Here is a 15,026-nt window from a genome sequence, read left to right as displayed (position 1 = left end):
ATGGCTATCCTCCAAACCCAGATCTCGCCCTCCTCCGAAACCTTCCGTGCCAATGCCGAGCGCATGCGCGCGCTGGTTGCCGACATCGCTGAAAAGGCCAGGACAGTCGAGCGCGGCGGCTCGGATGAGGCCCGCGATCGCCATGTCGGTCGTGGCAAGCTGCTGCCGCGCGAACGCCTGGCGCAATTGCTGGACACCGGTTCGCCCTTCCTCGAGATCGGCCAGTTCGCGGCATGGTCCATGTATGGCGAGGAGATTGCGTCGGCCGGCCTGATCGCCGGCATCGGCCGCGTCGAGAGCACCGAGGTGATGGTCGTTGTCAACGACGCCACGGTGAAGGGCGGCACCTACTATCCGCTGACGGTGAAGAAGCATCTGCGCGCGCAGGAGATCGCGCTGCAGAACAATTTGCCATGCGTCTATCTGGTCGACAGCGGCGGCGCCAACCTGCCCAACCAGGACGAGGTCTTTCCCGACCGCGAGCATTTCGGCCGCATCTTCTACAACCAGGCCAACATGTCGGCGGCCGGCATTCCGCAGATCGCCTGCGTCATGGGCTCCTGCACCGCTGGCGGCGCCTATGTGCCGGCGATGTCGGACGAGACGATCATGGTGCGCAACCAGGCGACCATCTTCCTCGGCGGACCGCCGCTGGTGAAGGCGGCCACCGGCGAAGACGTCAGCGCCGAGGAATTGGGCGGCGCGGATGTACACACCAGGCTTTCCGGCGTCGCCGATCACTATGCGCTGGACGACGAACACGCGCTCGCCATTTGCCGGCGCATCATCAAGAACCTGAATCGGAACAAGGCTGTAAGCCTGAGCTTACAGAAAGCTCATCAGCCGCTTCATCCCGCGGATGAGCTCTATGGCATCGTCCCGACCGACCTGCGCCAGCCCTATGACGTGCGCGAGGTGATCGCGCGCATCGTCGACGGCTCCGAATTCGATGAGTTCAAGCAGAACTACGGCACCACGCTGATTACCGGTTTCGCCCACCTCCATGGCATGCCGGTCGGCGTCATCGCCAATAATGGCGTGCTGTTTTCCGAAAGCGCGCTGAAGGGCGCGCACTTCATCGAGTTGTGCTGTCAGCGCAAGATTCCGCTGGTTTTCCTTCAGAATATCACCGGCTTTATGGTCGGCCGCAAATACGAGGCGGGCGGCATCGCCAAGGACGGCGCCAAGCTGGTGATGGCGGTGGCGACCGCCAGGGTGCCGAAGGTGACCGTCATCATCGGCGGTTCGTTCGGCGCCGGCAACTACGGCATGTGCGGCCGCGCCTACTCACCGCGCTTCCTGTGGATGTGGCCGAACGCGCGCATCTCGGTGATGGGCGGCGAACAGGCGGCAACCGTGCTCGCCATGGTCAAGCGCGAAGGCATCGAGCGAAAGGGCGGCGAGTGGAGCGCCGAGGAGGAAGCGAAATTCAAGAAGCCGATCCTGATGAAATACGAGCATGAGGGCCATCCGCTCTACTCGTCCGCCCGCCTCTGGGACGACGGCATCATCGATCCGGCCAGGACACGCGAGGTGCTGGCGCTCAGCCTTTCCGCGTCGCTCAACGCCGAGATCGAGGAGACACGCTTCGGCGTGTTCAGGATGTGAGATGAGCAAGGCCCAAGACAGGATCCGCATCCACACCGGCGACATCACGAAGCTGGATGTCGACGCCATCGTCAATGCTGCCAACACCTCGCTTCTCGGCGGCGGTGGAGTCGATGGCGCCATCCACCGCGCGGCGGGTCGTGAGCTCGAGATAGAATGCCGGATGTTGAACGGATGCAGGGTCGGCGACGCCAAGATCACCAAGGGTTACAAGCTGCCAGCTCGACATATCATCCACACGGTCGGGCCGGTCTGGCAGGGCGGCGGCAAGGGCGAAGCCGAACTGCTGGCCTCTTGCTATCGCAGGTCGCTGGAACTCGCGACCGCCAATGATTGCCGTTCGGTGGCGTTTCCCGCGATCTCGACCGGTGTTTACCGCTACCCGAAAGACGAGGCGACCGAAATCGCCGTCTATGAGGTCAATGACTTCATCAAGCACAACGCGCTTCCCGAAATCGTTGTTTTCTGCTGCTTCGACGAAGCGATGGCGGAACTATACCGTCAACATCTTGCAACATTGGGTGGAGATTGAATTTTATAGGCCAGGCCTTTCGTTCGCTCACGAAATCGCGAGCTCATCCCGCAGCTCTGGCGGCGCCGGAGAATATTCGCTATCGCTCGTCCTGCACTTTGCAATGGGGATGGGGTGAGAATGGAACGGAAATATTCACGGAATGCGTCTACTTTAATACTTTCGGCATTGCTGCTAACCGCCGCGCATGGCGTGGGCGTGGCCGGATCGCTGGCGGGAAGCGAGGGAGACAAGCGTTTCCCGCCCTATTTGCCACGAAATTTGAAAGATCCATGTACCAAGACCTACAAGGCCTATGTGGCGGCCGGCGGCCATTCGGCCTACGCTACCACGCCCTATGCCCGGATCATGTCATCATACATAATCTGCGGCGGGCATCTGAACGCGCCGTCACAAAAGGCAGCGGAAGAACTGGCTATGAAATCCTGTCTGACCACGCGCGCGCACTACAAGGTAACCACCGGCGGCGCCTGCGAGATCGCCGCTTCGAAATAGGCCGGTGCCTACCAAAATGGCGCCGCCCGATACTGACCCGGGAGGCTCCATGTTCAGCAAAATCCTGATCGCCAATCGGGGCGAGATCGCTTGCCGCGTCATCCGCACGGCTCGCAAGCTGGGCGTGCACACTGTCGCCGTCTATTCGGATGCCGACGCGAGATCCCTGCATGTCGAGATGGCCGACGAGGCGGTCCATATCGGTCCTTCGCCGGTCGGCGAGAGCTATCTGCGCGGTGACAGGATTGTCGCCGCGGCCCTGGCCACGGGTGCGCAGGCTATCCACCCCGGTTACGGCTTCCTGTCGGAAAACCCCGATTTCGTCGACCAGGTGGTGGCGGCAGGCCTCGTTTTCATCGGCCCGTCGGCGGCCTCGATCCGCGCCATGGGGCTGAAGGACGCCGCCAAGCGGCTGATGGAAAAAGCCGGCGTTCCGGTCGTTCCGGGCTATCATGGCGAGGCGCAGGAAATCGTGCTGCTTGCGTCAAAGGCCCGCGAGATCGGCTATCCCGTGCTGATCAAGGCGCGCGCTGGCGGCGGCGGCAAGGGCATGCGCCGCGTCGAGCATCCCGATGACTTTTCCGAGGCACTCTCCAGCGCCCGGCGCGAAGCAAAGGCCGCTTTCGGCGACGACCGCGTGCTGGTCGAGAAATATGTCGACAAGCCGCGCCATATCGAAGTGCAGGTGTTCGGCGATAATTTCGGCAATGCGGTGCATCTCTACGAGCGCGACTGTTCGGCGCAACGCCGCCACCAGAAGGTAATCGAGGAGGCCCCCGCCCCCGGCATGACGCCGGCTTTGCGCAAGGCAATGAGCGAGGCGGCGGTAAAAGCCGCCAGAGCAATCAACTATTCCGGCGCCGGCACCATCGAATTCATCGTCGACGCCTCGCAAGGCCTCGAGGCCGATCGCTTCTGGTTCATGGAAATGAACACCCGGCTGCAGGTCGAGCATCCGGTCACCGAGATGGTCACCGGCACCGATCTCGTCGAGTGGCAGTTACGGGTCGCCGGCGGCGAAAAACTGCCGAAGACGCAGAGCGAGATCACGCTTTGTGGCCATGCTTTCGAGGCGCGCATCTATGCCGAGGATGCGGCCAAGGGGTTTCTGCCGGCGACAGGCACGCTGCACCACCTGAAGTTTCCCGACGCGGCGCCCGACGGGGCAACAATGCGCATCGAGACCGGCGTGCGGGCTGGCGATGCCATCTCGCCCTACTACGACCCGATGATCGCGAAGCTGGTCGTCCATGCCGGAGACAGACGGCAGGCGCTGGAAGCGCTCCGCACCGCGCTCGCGCAAACCGAGATTGCCGGCTCCACCGTCAACACCGCTTTTCTTGCCGCTCTTGCCGCCGATCCGGATTTTGCGGCTGAAGACATCGATACCGGCCTGATCGGCAGACACCAGGAGGCGTTGACGGCGGTCGCGCCGCCGACCGGCGAGATCATCTCGGCTGCCGCCATGGCGGCCTCGGGTGCCGGAGCATTGCCGTCGTCGAACGACCCATGGTCATCACTCGCCGGCTATGCGCATTTCCACGGCGGGGCGCAGCGCATGCGGCTGACGTTCGGCGACGAAGCCATTCAGGCAAGGATTTCAGTGCGATCGGACGGGCGCTTCCAGGTGGCGCTCGATGCGCCTTATGACAGCACCAATTTGCATGATCTTCGCGCCGTTCCCCGCCTCGCCCGCTGGCCTGGCCACATCACGGTGTTCGAAGGCGCCGTCGGCTATACTTTCGCGGTGCCGGACCCCTTGGCCAGGAGCGATGAAGCGGCCGCCGCCACCGGCAGCCTGCGCGCACCGATGCCGGGCCTGGTCAAGCTTGTGCGCGTGGCGAAAGGCGACGCTGTGATCAAAGGACAACCTCTGCTGATCCTCGAGGCGATGAAGATGGAGCACACCATCGCCGCCCCGCATGACGGGGTGATCGCCGAGGTCGCCGGGGAAGGCGCACAGGTCACCGACGGGACAGTGCTGGTGCGGTTCGCCGAGGACCAGAACGCGTCCACCGCGGCCGCCGGCGGATAGAAGGAGCGCACCGCGGACCGCAAACGGAAATGGCCAGGACGAACCCGGCCATTCCCTTGGAGTACCCGACTGCCAGGGCGATTACTGCGCGATCGGCGCGTACTTGCCGTCATGCCACTGGTTGATGTCGTAGCTGGCATTCTTGAGGTCGCCCTTCTCGTCGAAGGTGACGTCGCCGACAACGGTGCTGATCGCCGTGCCATTCTTCAGCGCCTCGGCAACCTTGGCCGGATCATCGCTGCCAGCACGCTTGATGCCTTCGGCGAATGCCTGGACCACGGCATAGGAGAACAGCGTGAAGCCTTCCGGCACGAAGCCGCCGGCCTTGATCTTCTCGACGGCTGCCTTGGCTTCCGGCTTTGCCTGCGGATCCGACGGGAACACGAACATCGTGCCCTCGCCGGCCGGGCCGGCAACCTGCCAGAATTCCGGCGAAGCGATCGAGTCCGGCATGATCAGCTGGAACTTGAAATTCTGTTCCGCCGACTGACGCAGGATCAGGCCAGCTTCAGGATGATAACCGCCGAAATAGACGACATCGGCCTTGAGATCCTTCAGCTTGGTGACAAGCGCCGAATAGTCCTTCTCGCCGGGGTTGATGGCGTCATAATAGACCTCCTTGAGGCCACCGGTATTCATGGTCGCCTTGACGGCATCAGCCACGCCCTGGCCGTAAGCGCTCTTGTCGTGCAGGATGACGACGTTCTTGCCGGCGTATTTCTTGGCGATCCACGGGCCGATGAAGGCGCCCTGTGCGTCGTCACGCGTATAGAGACGCATGATCGTCGACCAGCCGGCCTTGGCGGCCGCATCGGTCAGCACCGGGTTCGAGGAAGCCGGGCTCATCATCAGCGCGCCGGCTTCGGCATAGACCGCCGAGGCCGGAATGCTGGAACCCGAGCAGGCATGCCCGTCGATGAACTTGACGCTGTTGGCGACGATGCGATTGGCGACCGACACCGCCTGCTTGGGATCGCACTGGTCGTCCTCGATGTCGAGCTTGATCTGGGAACCGTTGACGCCGCCAGCCGCGTTGATGGCATCGGCGGCGGCCTGTGCGCCCTGCTTGAACTGATCGCCGATGGTGGCGAGCTGTCCGGTCATCGGGCCGACCACCGAGATGGTGATGTCATCGGCGAACGCGACCGGCGCGCTCATCATCAGGCCGAAAATGGCCGCGCTCAAAACACTCATTTTTTTCATGACAATAGAACTCCTCCACTCACGCGCGGCCGCCCGGCCGCGCTTCTTCCAGAGAGGCGGGACAATTTCATCCTTCATCGGACCTGTCTAGGCGCATTGGCGCCACTCGATTGGGCCTGCGCGGCCTCATCCACGCAAAAAGCCACGCCAGCCTTGTTCCGGCCGGTCGTGGCTTTTTTTGCCTGTCAGGCTGTTTCCCCGGCGCCCCCGCGCTGTGAACCCAACCCACCTTCCCTGTCTTCCTGTTGGCCATGATCCTTCCGAAAACCGGAGTCTTCGGGATCATGGTCCGTCGCGCGGCTTGGACCTGTCGGCGTGCCGCATTCTCGTTGTCGATGGCCGTGGCCTGGCTGTCTGCGCAGCCTTTTCCCTGTTGGCCCGACCGTCTTTCTGCGGTCTTGGCCGGAGCGTCCCCGTCTGGCGGAACTCAGTGCATGGTCATCCATTCGCGGGCTTCGCGCAGCGCCTTGGCGATCTCGACCTTCGACATGGCCGCCGAGAGTTCCGAGCGCAACTCGGCGGCGCGGGCCGATCCCTTGATGGCGGCGATGTTGAACCATTTGTGGGCGGCAACGACGTCGGTTTCGCAATCGCGGCCGGTCGCATACATCATGCCCAGTTCGAAAAGAATGTCGGCCTGGGCAGTTGCCCCCATGGCGCCGAAGCCTGCTTCAAGCATTTCAAAACGTGCCATTTTTAGTCCCCTGTCTGGCTCCCGAGAGCTGCCTCCGTTCGTCTTGTCCGGGCCGCTCTTTCGATGCTTTCGAGAATGCCGCGCAGGCTTGAATCCGTCGTTAAATGGCGTGCTTAATTTGAGGAAAACAAAGCTAAAACAAGAGGTAAACGCGAAAATTCGTTAAGGATACGAAGCCAGCAATTCAGCCGGTTTTCGCCAAATTTGACGAAAATTTTCGAGCGCGCGGTCAACACTCTGCTAACCCTAGAAAACAAACACGAGGCGCCGGTCGTTTTCATTTCCGGCCGACAGGGCGGATTCAGGCGCTTTCGAAATGCCAAAGCCTTCCGTTGCGGCACCGCTTTCGTTTTGACGGAAGCTGGATTAGCTTACGTTTGCGTAAGCGGCAGACCGGCGAGGCGGAGCATCCGGCCGGCTATCCAAAGGGAGGAAGACATGTCTCGAAAAGTGAGCCTGGCCCTGGCGGCCACTTTGATCCTGAGCGGCGCGGCGTGGGCCGATCCGATCGAGGGCAACTGGAAAACGCAAGCCGGCGACACCGCTGCCATTTCAGGCAGCAGCTCGTTCTCCATCACGCTCAAATCAGGCAAATATGCCGGCAAGACCATCGGCTCGCTCAAGGCGGCCGGCGACAACAAATACACCGGCAACATCACCGATCCGGCAAATGACAAGACCTATTCGGGCAAGGCAACCTTGTCGGGCGCCTCGCTCAAGATGAGCGGTTGCGTGCTCGGCGGACTGATCTGCAAGAGCCAGACCTGGCATAGACTCTAAGCGACCATTTCCGTGTGATCTCTAAACGGGGCCTGGCGGGCCCCGTTTCCGTTCTGTCGATGAGCAGGCAGCGCTCGGTCGGCATTCTGGTTGCCGCAACCCAGTCAACATCCCTTCAATCAATTTGAACGGCAGATGAACGCCGGCATCAGAGCTGGTTCAGAGGCGTAAGGGCATTGTCATGCGTGTTGAAGGAGACACGGACCCAATGCTTGCTCGCCGCTTCACCATCGTCTGCCTGCTGATGAGCCTGTTTGGAATGTTCTTCGCCATCCTCGTCGCCGAAGCGGGCCGTTCCCCGCGCTCCTGGGACGACGCCACCAGAATGTGCCACCTCGCCTGCCCGACCGATTTTCGTCACTGAAACAGAGAACCCGGACCTCGAAAAGAAAAGCCCAGAGATCATGAACCGCATCGCCGCCAACCTCTCCAAGACCCTCCGGCTCCTGCCGCGGGCGGCGCTCATCCTGATACTTCTGGCCGCTCCGGTCCTGGCGGTGCCGATGATGCGCGCCGATAGCGGCTCGACGATCGAGGCGCCGGCGCTCAGAAAGTCAGGCGTCGGGTTCGTACTGCTGGTCAGCCTGCAGCGCGGTTGAAGAAAAAAGCGCGCTTTGAGCGCCTTCGGCGGCGAGCCCCCTCCCAACCGCCCGTCCAAGTCTCTATATTGAGCCATGGAAAAGCGAATCTATCCCCAAGCCATCGAATCTGTCGTCATGCCCGAGCCCTTTGGCCGGCAAAGCTTCGATAACGCCGAAAAGGCCGTTGCCGCGCTGCAGGTGCTCTACGACCGCAATACCAAGTTTCTGCGCGATTCCTTCGCGGCCCTAGCCGCCGGCGGCGACAGCAGCAAGCGCTACCGGGCCTTCTACCCCGAGATCGGCGTCACCACGAGTTCGTTCACCCAGGTCGACTCGCGCCAGGCCTATGGCCACATGCCAACACCAGGGCATTTCGCCACCACGGTTACCCAGCCGGACCTGTTCGAGACCTACCTCATCGAGCAGCTTCGGCTGATCATGCGCAATCACGGCGTGTCGGTAACCGTCTCGGAATCGACCACGCCGATCCCGCTGCATTTCGCTTTCCTGGAAGGCACCTATGTCGACGGCGCCGCTGCCGAACGGATCAAGCGGCCGATCCGCGACCTGTTCGACGTGCCGGATCTCGACGGCACCGACGATCAGATCGCCAATGGCACGTTCGAAGTGGCCTTCGGCGAGCCCCGGCCGCTGGCGCCGTTCACGGCGCAGCGCATCGACTATTCGCTGCACCGCATGACGCACTACACCGCAACCAGCCCGCAGCATTTCCAGAACTTCGTGCTGTTCACCAACTATCAATTCTATATCGACGAGTTCGTCGCCCGCGCCCGCGACCTGATGGAAAAGGGCGGTGACGGCTACACGGAATTTGTCGAACCTGGCAACGTTATCACCCGGGCCGGGCAGAGCGCGCCCAGCGAAGGCGTAGCGCCACAGCGCCTGCCGCAGATGCCGGCCTACCATCTGAAGAAGCCGAACCATGGCGGCATCACCATGGTCAATATCGGCGTGGGTCCTTCCAACGCCAAGACCATCACCGACCATGTCGCGGTGCTTCGGCCACATGCCTGGGTGATGCTTGGTCACTGCGCCGGGCTGCGCAACACCCAGGCGCTCGGCGACTATGTGCTCGCGCATGCCTATGTGCGCGAGGACCACGTGCTGGACGACGATCTTCCGGTCTGGGTGCCGATCCCGCCGTTGGCCGAGATCCAGGTCGCGCTGCAGGAAGCCGTCGCCGAGGTCACCGGCCTGTCGGGCTATGATTTGAAGCGCATCATGCGTACCGGCACCGTCGCCACCATCGACAACCGCAACTGGGAACTGCGCGACCAGCGCGGACCGGTGCAGCGGCTGTCGCAGTCGCGCGCCATTGCGCTCGACATGGAATCGGCGACCATCGCCGCCAATGGCTTCCGCTTCCGCGTCCCCTACGGCACGCTGCTGTGCGTTTCCGACAAGCCGCTGCATGGCGAGTTGAAGCTGCCTGGGATGGCGACCGAGTTCTACAAGCGGCAGGTGGCGCAGCACCTGACTATCGGTATCAGGGCGATGGAGAAGCTGGCGGAGATGCCGATGGAGCGGCTGCATTCGCGCAAGCTCCGGAGCTTTTCGGAAACGGCATTCCAGTAGGCGACCGCGAAGCCTCGGCGAGGCAATTCGTCGTCTTGCTCAGGCCGCAATTTGGCCGATAAGCAAATCGAACGGACCGACAGGCGGCATTCAGCGGATACAACCTCGCAGACACGACCTCAATGGCAACAGGCGCGCGCTTGAACATGACGGCTGGGCTGGCATTCCTGGCGATGACGGCATTGTCGGCCGCTTTGTTGGCCGGATTTTTCGGCGCACTGCACCCGGCGTTCGATTCCTTCTCGCATTTCCGCATTCATCTCAGCGTGCTGATGGCACTTCTGGCGCTGCCGCTGCTCGCCAGCTCGTTTCGGCTGCAAGCCGCGGCTGGGCTGCTTTTTGCCATTTCCTGCCTGGCCACAACGACGGGTGCGCTGCCCAAATGGTGGCCACAACAGGCGGCCGCCAAGCCGACCGGCCAGATCGTCTACAGCCTGCTGCAGATGAATCTGCGCTTCAACAACCCAACACCTAAGAAAGTGCTCTCACTGATCGGCCGCACCAATCCGGACGTGATCACGCTCGACGAGGTGTCGCAGATGTGGACGACCGAGCTTGGCTACATCGCCAGCGCCTACCCCTACCGAATCCTCTGCCCCTACCCCAACGGCATGTTCGGCGTGGCGCTGCTGTCGCGCCGGCCCTTTGCCGCCGACGCCGCGCCGCGCTGCGAGCCGCGCGGCGCGATGGCCATCGCCACGGTCGACTTCGGCGGCACCGATGTCGATGTCGCCGCGGTTCATTTGAGCTGGCCCTGGCCGAAGGAGCAATACTGGCAGATCGGCGAACTGGCGCAGCCACTGGCCGCGCTCGGCGAGACCGCGATCATGGCGGGCGATTGCAACGCCGTGCCGTGGAGTGCCGCGGTGCGGCGGGTCGCGGCTCTCGGCGGGCTGACACTCATGCCTTCCGCCGGCCCGACCTGGATCCACCGGACACTGCCCGACTTCCTGCGCCGCTATGCAGGCCTGCCGATCGACCAGGTGTTCAGCAAAGGCGGCGTGACGATCCTGTCTTCGACGCGGCTGGAAGATACCGGCTCCGACCACCTGCCGGTGCTGGTCGAATTCTCGGTCCGGTCCGATGAGAAACAGCCTGAGGATGGGCACGCCACCGCGCTCGCGGCGCACGGTTTGCCTGCTGAGCCGCACGGCTGACGCATCAACGAATGGAGCACCCGCGCCGCGGCGAAGCGTTGAGATGGCGAACGGATTGCTCGTTCAAGGTTTCCCGATCAAGGCAGCGATCAGATGTTCGACATGGCCGCCATCGCGATGCTCACGCCGATCGAAGGCGTTTTGCCTCGCCTCATATTCTGCATAAACGGCCTTGATGCGAAGCCGAGCCTCGCCGCGCGCCTTGTCGCATGACGGGTCGTTGGCGACCCGCAGGCCAGTTATCGACCTTTCTGTCACGCGCATCATCTCCCTGGCGATGCGCCCATGTGTTTCCTCATGGGCGCGAACACCGGCGAAAAACCTGTTCCAACGCCTCTTCAACGTCGGCGCCATGGGCGAGCCGACGCGAGGGAAGGTGTAGAACAGATTGAGCGTGCCGTTGACCCGCCGCAGCCGGCAGACGCCGTTGTCCTGGCCTCCGCCGAGATCCCAGTCGACCGTATAGGCGGTTGTGGCTATGGCATGCGTCATGAAGCCGTGCTTGGGCCCCTTGCTGTCCATCGCGTCGATGAAGGCCGTACCCGAGTTTCCCGTGATGTCGTAGGTCCGCGTCTGGACGATTGCCCTGGTGCCGGCCAAGGCCTCAGGCGCGCACAGTGTCCCGATGACGGCGAGGCATGTCAGAACTGTCCGGCGCATCGGCCTTCTCCTTGTCCCCGGAGAGGGAACCATAAGCCGGTGATAGTTTCAACGGTTCTGCTGCGCTGCATGCTCTCGCAGCCAGAACTCCGCTGCAATTTTGCTGCCGCGCCCTGGACGGCCCGGCGGCGCAGGGGTCACATGCCCTGGTAGACCGGTCCTTCACCGCCTTGCGGGGGCACCCAGTCGATGTTCTGGTTCGGGTCCTTGATGTCGCAGGTCTTGCAGTGGACGCAGTTCTGCGCGTTGATGACGAAGCGCACATCCTTCGCCTGCGGGTCGGCGGCGGCGTTGCCGTCCTTGTCGACCCATTCGTAGACGCCGGCCGGGCAATAGCGTGTGGAAGGTCCGGCAAAGACATCATGTTCCGAGCGTTTCTGCAGGTCCATGTCGCCGACCAGCAGATGGACCGGCTCGTTTTCCTCGTGATTGGTGTTGGATAGGAACACCGAGGACAGACGGTCGAAGGTCAGCACGCCATCCGGCTTCGGATAGACGATCTTCTTGTGCTGGGCGGCAGGCTCGAGCGTGGCATAGTCGGCCTTGCCGTGCTTCAGCGTGCCGAAGGGCGAGACGCCGAACAGCGTGTTCAGCCACATGTCGAGGCCGCCGAGGCTGACGCCAATGATGGTGCCGAACCGCGACCACAGCGGCTTGACATTGCGCACCTTCTTCAGGTCCTTGCCGATGTCGGTCGCCCGCCAGGCATCCTCATAGGCGGAAAGCTCGTCATTGGCACGGCCCGCGCCGATCGCCTCGGCGACATGCTCGGCCGCCAGCATCCCCGACAGCACCGCATTGTGGGAGCCCTTGATGCGCGGCACGTTGACGAAGCCCGCCGCGCACCCCATCAGCGCACCGCCCGGGAACGACAATTTCGGCACCGACTGCCAGCCGCCCTCGGTTATGGCGCGCGCGCCGTAGCCCAGGCGCTTGGCGCCGTCGAACGTGCCCGCGATCGCCGGATGGGTCTTGAAGCGCTGGAATTCCTCGAAAGGCGACAGATAGGGATTCTTGTAATTGAGGTGGAGGACGAAGCCGACCGCCACCTGATTATCCTCCAGATGATAGAGGAACGAACCGCCGCCAGTCTTCATGTCCAGCGGCCAGCCGAAGGAATGCTGCACCAGACCCGGCCGATGGTTCTCCGGCTTGACGTGCCAGAGTTCCTTGAGGCCGATGCCGTATTTGCCGGGCTCGCGGCCGTCGGAGAGTTTATATCTAGCGATCAACTGCTTGGCCAGCGAACCGCGCGCGCCTTCGCCGATCAGCACATATTTGCCCATCAGCGCCATGCCCGGCGCGAAGCCCGGACCATGCGTGCCGTCCTTCTCGACGCCCATGTCTCCGGTGACGACGCCGGTGACGGCACCTTCTTCATTGTAGAGCAGGCCGGCCGCGGCAAAGCCTGGGTAGATCTCGACGCCGAGCGCCTCGGCCTTGCCAGCCAGCCAGCGGCAGACGTTGCCGAGCGAGACGATATAGTTGCCGTGGTTGTTCATCAGCGGCGGCATGAAGATGTTGGGCAGGCGGAACGAACCGGCGGGGCCGAGCACCAGGAAATGGTCCGCAGTGACCGGCGTCTTGAAGGGATGACCATCCTCCTCGCGCCAGCCAGGCAGCAACCGGTCGATGCCGATCGGATCGACGACGGCCCCCGACAGGATGTGGGCGCCGACTTCGCCGCCCTTTTCCAGCACGACGACGGAGAGCTCGGGATTGACCTGCTTGAGGCGGATGGCCGCGGCAAGGCCGGCCGGTCCGGCACCGACGATGACCACGTCGAATTCCATGCTTTCGCGTTCGATATCGCTCATCAACCCCTCCGCACTGGCTTGCCGCCGTTGGCGTATCTTGCTGGCTCCTGCGCTGCATAGCGCATCAATTGGCGACAGGAAACCGGCGCATACGTGACAATGCCGATTTGGCCAAAGAGTCGCGCTTTGCGCGGCAGAGAGGCCATTTCCACGCGGCGCGGCCCGCGAGGCTTGCGTTTTTTATTGTTCGACGGCTTGCTTATCGGCCATACTTCCCGCCATGCGCATTCCCGGGCCAGGCGGCTTCTCTTCGACGCGCTTTCCATCAACGCCCGGCCGGGCCTGCCGGGCGCTTATTTTGGCCCTTCTGGCGTCGAGCCCGTGTCATGCCGTCGCGGATGAAGTGAAGGTCTGGGCGACAGGCGCATACTCGTTTTCCGACGAGCTTGGCGGTTTCCGCATCACCGGAGCCTCCGGCATCGGAACCAAGGACGATCCGCTGGTCATCACCGAAGAGCTGAATTCGGCGACACCCGTGACGCTGACCATCCGCACCACAAAGCCGATCCAGGCATTCGGCAGAGCAGGCGAGTTCGCCAATGGCATCATGTATATGCGCATTGACGTGCTCAACAACAGCGGCCAGGCCTGGATCGAGTTCCAGTTCGAGCTTCAGGAAATACTGGACCAGCCAAGCGTGTTCGGAGACGGGCTTTCGTTCGACCAGCGCAACAAGACGCCCGACAATATCTGGTCGAGCAATTTCGCCGATTTCGACCGCGATTTCGAGCCCTATGACCGGCTGCTGTTCAAAAACGGCAAGGTGGACCCGCTGAAGACCGCCAGCTTCGAATTCCTGATGACCGACTACACGCCGCGATGGACCTTCTATTTGGTTCAGGATCCACGCATACCCACTGGCTAGACCGCGACCTCACCTTGGCAAGCGGGATTGGCTGCCGCGACCGACTTCGCCGAGGTTGCAAATTGGTCCCGCCCGGACGATGGTGCGGCCATGACTGCCGCCTCTCCCAACAATCCGGTCGATTTGGCCGATCTGCTCGCCTTCTATGCCAGCGCGGGTGTTGACGAGGCGTTGGAGGATGCGCCGGTCAATCGGTTCGCGGAGGCCGTGCCGAAGCCGGCGGAGCGCACGCCGGCGGCGGCGCCACGCGAAAGCAAGGTACCGGAGCCGGCCGCGGGTCCACCGCGCCTCGATGGGCGCGCCTTGCCGGATGCTCCGGCCCCGCGCCCGCCCACCTCGGCCGTGCCCGACGAAGCGCAGGCGGCGCTGGCACGCCAACTGGCAATGACGGCGACGACCCTGGACGAGCTGCGCCAGCACATGGCCGCTTTCGAGGGCTGCAATCTCAAGGCCACTGCCAAGAACCTGGTATTCGCCGACGGCAACCCGCAAGCCGCTGTCATGCTGGTCGGTGAAGCCCCCGGCCGTGATGAGGACATTGAAGGACTGCCCTTCGTCGGCCGCTCGGGTCGCCTGCTCGACCGGATGCTGGCGGCGATCGGCCTCGACCGTAGCTCGGTCTACATCGCCAATGTCATTCCCTGGCGCCCACCCGGCAACCGCACGCCGACGCCGCACGAAACCGAGATCTGCCGGCCGTTCATCGAGCGTCAGATCGAGCTGGTCAATCCCAAGGTGCTGATCAATCTCGGCGGCCCGTCGGCCAAGACATTGCTCAACACCTCGGAAGGAATCCTGCGGCTGCGCGGCAACTGGCGCGTCCACACAACGGGTTCCGGCATTGCCATTCCGGCCATGCCGACACTGCATCCGGCCTATCTCTTGCGCACGCCCGCGCACAAGAAGCTCGCATGGCGGGATTTTCTCGAAGTGAAGGCGAAGCTGCGAGAAGTGAGCTAACGATGACCTTGCAGGTAATTGAAATACATTCAGCGTCAGCCTA

15 protein-coding genes are annotated in these 15,026 nt (G+C 62.9%); 11 read left to right on the top strand and 4 right to left on the bottom strand.

Translation table 11 applies throughout. The annotated features are described in order from the left end of the window. From FJ543_RS28550 to FJ543_RS28535, 4 genes are all read left to right on the top strand, one after another. Entirely contained in the window at positions 1–1,608 is a 1,608-nt protein-coding gene (locus FJ543_RS28550; protein ID WP_140878542.1) for a carboxyl transferase domain-containing protein, read from the top strand. A 1-nt stretch (position 1,609) separates the two neighbouring features. Continuing rightward, positions 1,610–2,140, top strand: a complete 531-nt coding sequence (locus FJ543_RS28545; protein WP_140663113.1) for an O-acetyl-ADP-ribose deacetylase — start codon at positions 1,610–1,612, stop codon at positions 2,138–2,140. Positions 2,141–2,260: 120 nt separating this feature from the next. Then, complete coding sequence (locus FJ543_RS28540) at positions 2,261–2,635, top strand: hypothetical protein (RefSeq protein WP_181174104.1); 375 nt, start codon at positions 2,261–2,263, stop codon at positions 2,633–2,635. Between the two features lie 49 nt (positions 2,636–2,684). Next, a complete protein-coding gene (locus tag FJ543_RS28535; protein ID WP_140878541.1) occupies positions 2,685–4,670 on the top strand; it encodes an acetyl/propionyl/methylcrotonyl-CoA carboxylase subunit alpha in 1,986 nt (661 codons plus the stop codon). Between the two features lie 81 nt (positions 4,671–4,751). On the opposite strand, the gene FJ543_RS28530 is transcribed toward FJ543_RS28535, so the two are convergent. Further along, positions 4,752–5,873 (bottom strand): branched-chain amino acid ABC transporter substrate-binding protein, encoded by a 1,122-nt coding sequence (locus FJ543_RS28530; RefSeq protein ID WP_140718108.1) that lies wholly within the window; start codon positions 5,871–5,873, stop codon positions 4,752–4,754. Positions 5,874–6,300: 427 nt separating this feature from the next. Further along, positions 6,301–6,567, bottom strand: a complete 267-nt coding sequence (locus tag FJ543_RS28525; protein WP_010915070.1) for a sel1 repeat family protein — start codon at positions 6,565–6,567, stop codon at positions 6,301–6,303. Between the two features lie 438 nt (positions 6,568–7,005). On the opposite strand from FJ543_RS28525, the gene FJ543_RS28520 reads away from it, so the two are divergent. The 5 genes from FJ543_RS28520 (at position 7,006) to FJ543_RS28505 (ending at position 10,681) form a co-directional block, all read left to right on the top strand. After that, positions 7,006–7,347 carry a DUF2147 domain-containing protein gene (locus FJ543_RS28520; RefSeq protein WP_140878539.1) on the top strand — a complete coding sequence of 114 codons (342 nt, stop codon included), beginning with the start codon at positions 7,006–7,008 and terminating at the stop codon, positions 7,345–7,347. A gap of 208 nt (positions 7,348–7,555) precedes the next feature. Next, complete coding sequence (locus FJ543_RS31615; RefSeq protein ID WP_181174103.1) at positions 7,556–7,711, top strand: hypothetical protein; 156 nt, start codon at positions 7,556–7,558, stop codon at positions 7,709–7,711. Positions 7,712–7,751: 40 nt separating this feature from the next. Beyond that, positions 7,752–7,946 (top strand): hypothetical protein, encoded by a 195-nt coding sequence (locus tag FJ543_RS28515; RefSeq protein WP_015318605.1) that lies wholly within the window; start codon positions 7,752–7,754, stop codon positions 7,944–7,946. Positions 7,947–8,063: 117 nt separating this feature from the next. Continuing rightward, the gene (locus FJ543_RS28510) at positions 8,064–9,524 is read left to right on the top strand and encodes an AMP nucleosidase (RefSeq protein ID WP_224584541.1); all 1,461 of its coding nucleotides are present in this window, start codon (positions 8,064–8,066) and stop codon (positions 9,522–9,524) included. A 146-nt stretch (positions 9,525–9,670) separates the two neighbouring features. After that, a complete protein-coding gene (locus tag FJ543_RS28505) occupies positions 9,671–10,681 on the top strand; it encodes an endonuclease/exonuclease/phosphatase family protein (RefSeq protein ID WP_181174107.1) in 1,011 nt (336 codons plus the stop codon). Between the two features lie 63 nt (positions 10,682–10,744). On the opposite strand, the gene FJ543_RS28500 is transcribed toward FJ543_RS28505, so the two are convergent. Both FJ543_RS28500 and FJ543_RS28495 read right to left on the bottom strand, forming a co-directional pair. Then, complete coding sequence (locus FJ543_RS28500; RefSeq protein WP_140823785.1) at positions 10,745–11,341, bottom strand: DUF922 domain-containing protein; 597 nt, start codon at positions 11,339–11,341, stop codon at positions 10,745–10,747. A 137-nt stretch (positions 11,342–11,478) separates the two neighbouring features. Then, a complete protein-coding gene (locus FJ543_RS28495; protein WP_140878535.1) occupies positions 11,479–13,158 on the bottom strand; it encodes an electron transfer flavoprotein-ubiquinone oxidoreductase in 1,680 nt (559 codons plus the stop codon). A gap of 220 nt (positions 13,159–13,378) precedes the next feature. On the opposite strand from FJ543_RS28495, the gene FJ543_RS28490 reads away from it, so the two are divergent. Both FJ543_RS28490 and FJ543_RS28485 read left to right on the top strand, forming a co-directional pair. Next, the gene (locus FJ543_RS28490; protein WP_015318610.1) at positions 13,379–14,023 is read left to right on the top strand and encodes a hypothetical protein; all 645 of its coding nucleotides are present in this window, start codon (positions 13,379–13,381) and stop codon (positions 14,021–14,023) included. A gap of 90 nt (positions 14,024–14,113) precedes the next feature. Next, positions 14,114–14,983: a uracil-DNA glycosylase gene (locus FJ543_RS28485; protein WP_140878533.1), complete on the top strand. Its 870-nt coding sequence runs from the start codon at positions 14,114–14,116 to the stop codon at positions 14,981–14,983. Positions 14,984–15,026: the final 43 nt, after the last annotated feature.

Origin of the sequence: Mesorhizobium sp. B2-5-7 (assembly GCF_006440875.1) — a bacterium.
Taxonomy (GTDB): domain Bacteria; phylum Pseudomonadota; class Alphaproteobacteria; order Rhizobiales; family Rhizobiaceae; genus Mesorhizobium; species Mesorhizobium australicum.
The sequence above is the reverse complement of the archived record's forward strand: the minus strand, read 5'-3'. Positions and strand labels throughout refer to the sequence as shown.

Bases quoted from the DNA above. Each gene is read 5' to 3' on its own strand.
- FJ543_RS31615 (WP_181174103.1), top strand. From the start codon at position 7,556: ATGCTTGCTCGCCGCTTCACCATCGTCTGCCTGCTGATGAGCCTGTTT.
- FJ543_RS28535 (WP_140878541.1), top strand. From the start codon at position 2,685: ATGTTCAGCAAAATCCTGATCGCCAATCGGGGCGAGATCGCTTGCCGC.
- FJ543_RS28495 (WP_140878535.1), bottom strand. From the start codon at position 13,158: ATGAGCGATATCGAACGCGAAAGCATGGAATTCGACGTGGTCATCGTC.
- FJ543_RS28485 (WP_140878533.1), top strand. From the start codon at position 14,114: ATGACTGCCGCCTCTCCCAACAATCCGGTCGATTTGGCCGATCTGCTC.
- FJ543_RS28550 (WP_140878542.1), top strand. From the start codon at position 1: ATGGCTATCCTCCAAACCCAGATCTCGCCCTCCTCCGAAACCTTCCGT.
- FJ543_RS28500 (WP_140823785.1), bottom strand. From the start codon at position 11,341: ATGCGCCGGACAGTTCTGACATGCCTCGCCGTCATCGGGACACTGTGC.
- FJ543_RS28490 (WP_015318610.1), top strand. From the start codon at position 13,379: ATGCGCATTCCCGGGCCAGGCGGCTTCTCTTCGACGCGCTTTCCATCA.
- FJ543_RS28545 (WP_140663113.1), top strand. From the start codon at position 1,610: ATGAGCAAGGCCCAAGACAGGATCCGCATCCACACCGGCGACATCACG.
- FJ543_RS28530 (WP_140718108.1), bottom strand. From the start codon at position 5,873: ATGAAAAAAATGAGTGTTTTGAGCGCGGCCATTTTCGGCCTGATGATG.
- FJ543_RS28505 (WP_181174107.1), top strand. From the start codon at position 9,671: ATGACGGCTGGGCTGGCATTCCTGGCGATGACGGCATTGTCGGCCGCT.
- FJ543_RS28520 (WP_140878539.1), top strand. From the start codon at position 7,006: ATGTCTCGAAAAGTGAGCCTGGCCCTGGCGGCCACTTTGATCCTGAGC.
- FJ543_RS28525 (WP_010915070.1), bottom strand. From the start codon at position 6,567: ATGGCACGTTTTGAAATGCTTGAAGCAGGCTTCGGCGCCATGGGGGCA.
- FJ543_RS28510 (WP_224584541.1), top strand. From the start codon at position 8,064: ATGCCCGAGCCCTTTGGCCGGCAAAGCTTCGATAACGCCGAAAAGGCC.
- FJ543_RS28540 (WP_181174104.1), top strand. From the start codon at position 2,261: ATGGAACGGAAATATTCACGGAATGCGTCTACTTTAATACTTTCGGCA.
- FJ543_RS28515 (WP_015318605.1), top strand. From the start codon at position 7,752: ATGAACCGCATCGCCGCCAACCTCTCCAAGACCCTCCGGCTCCTGCCG.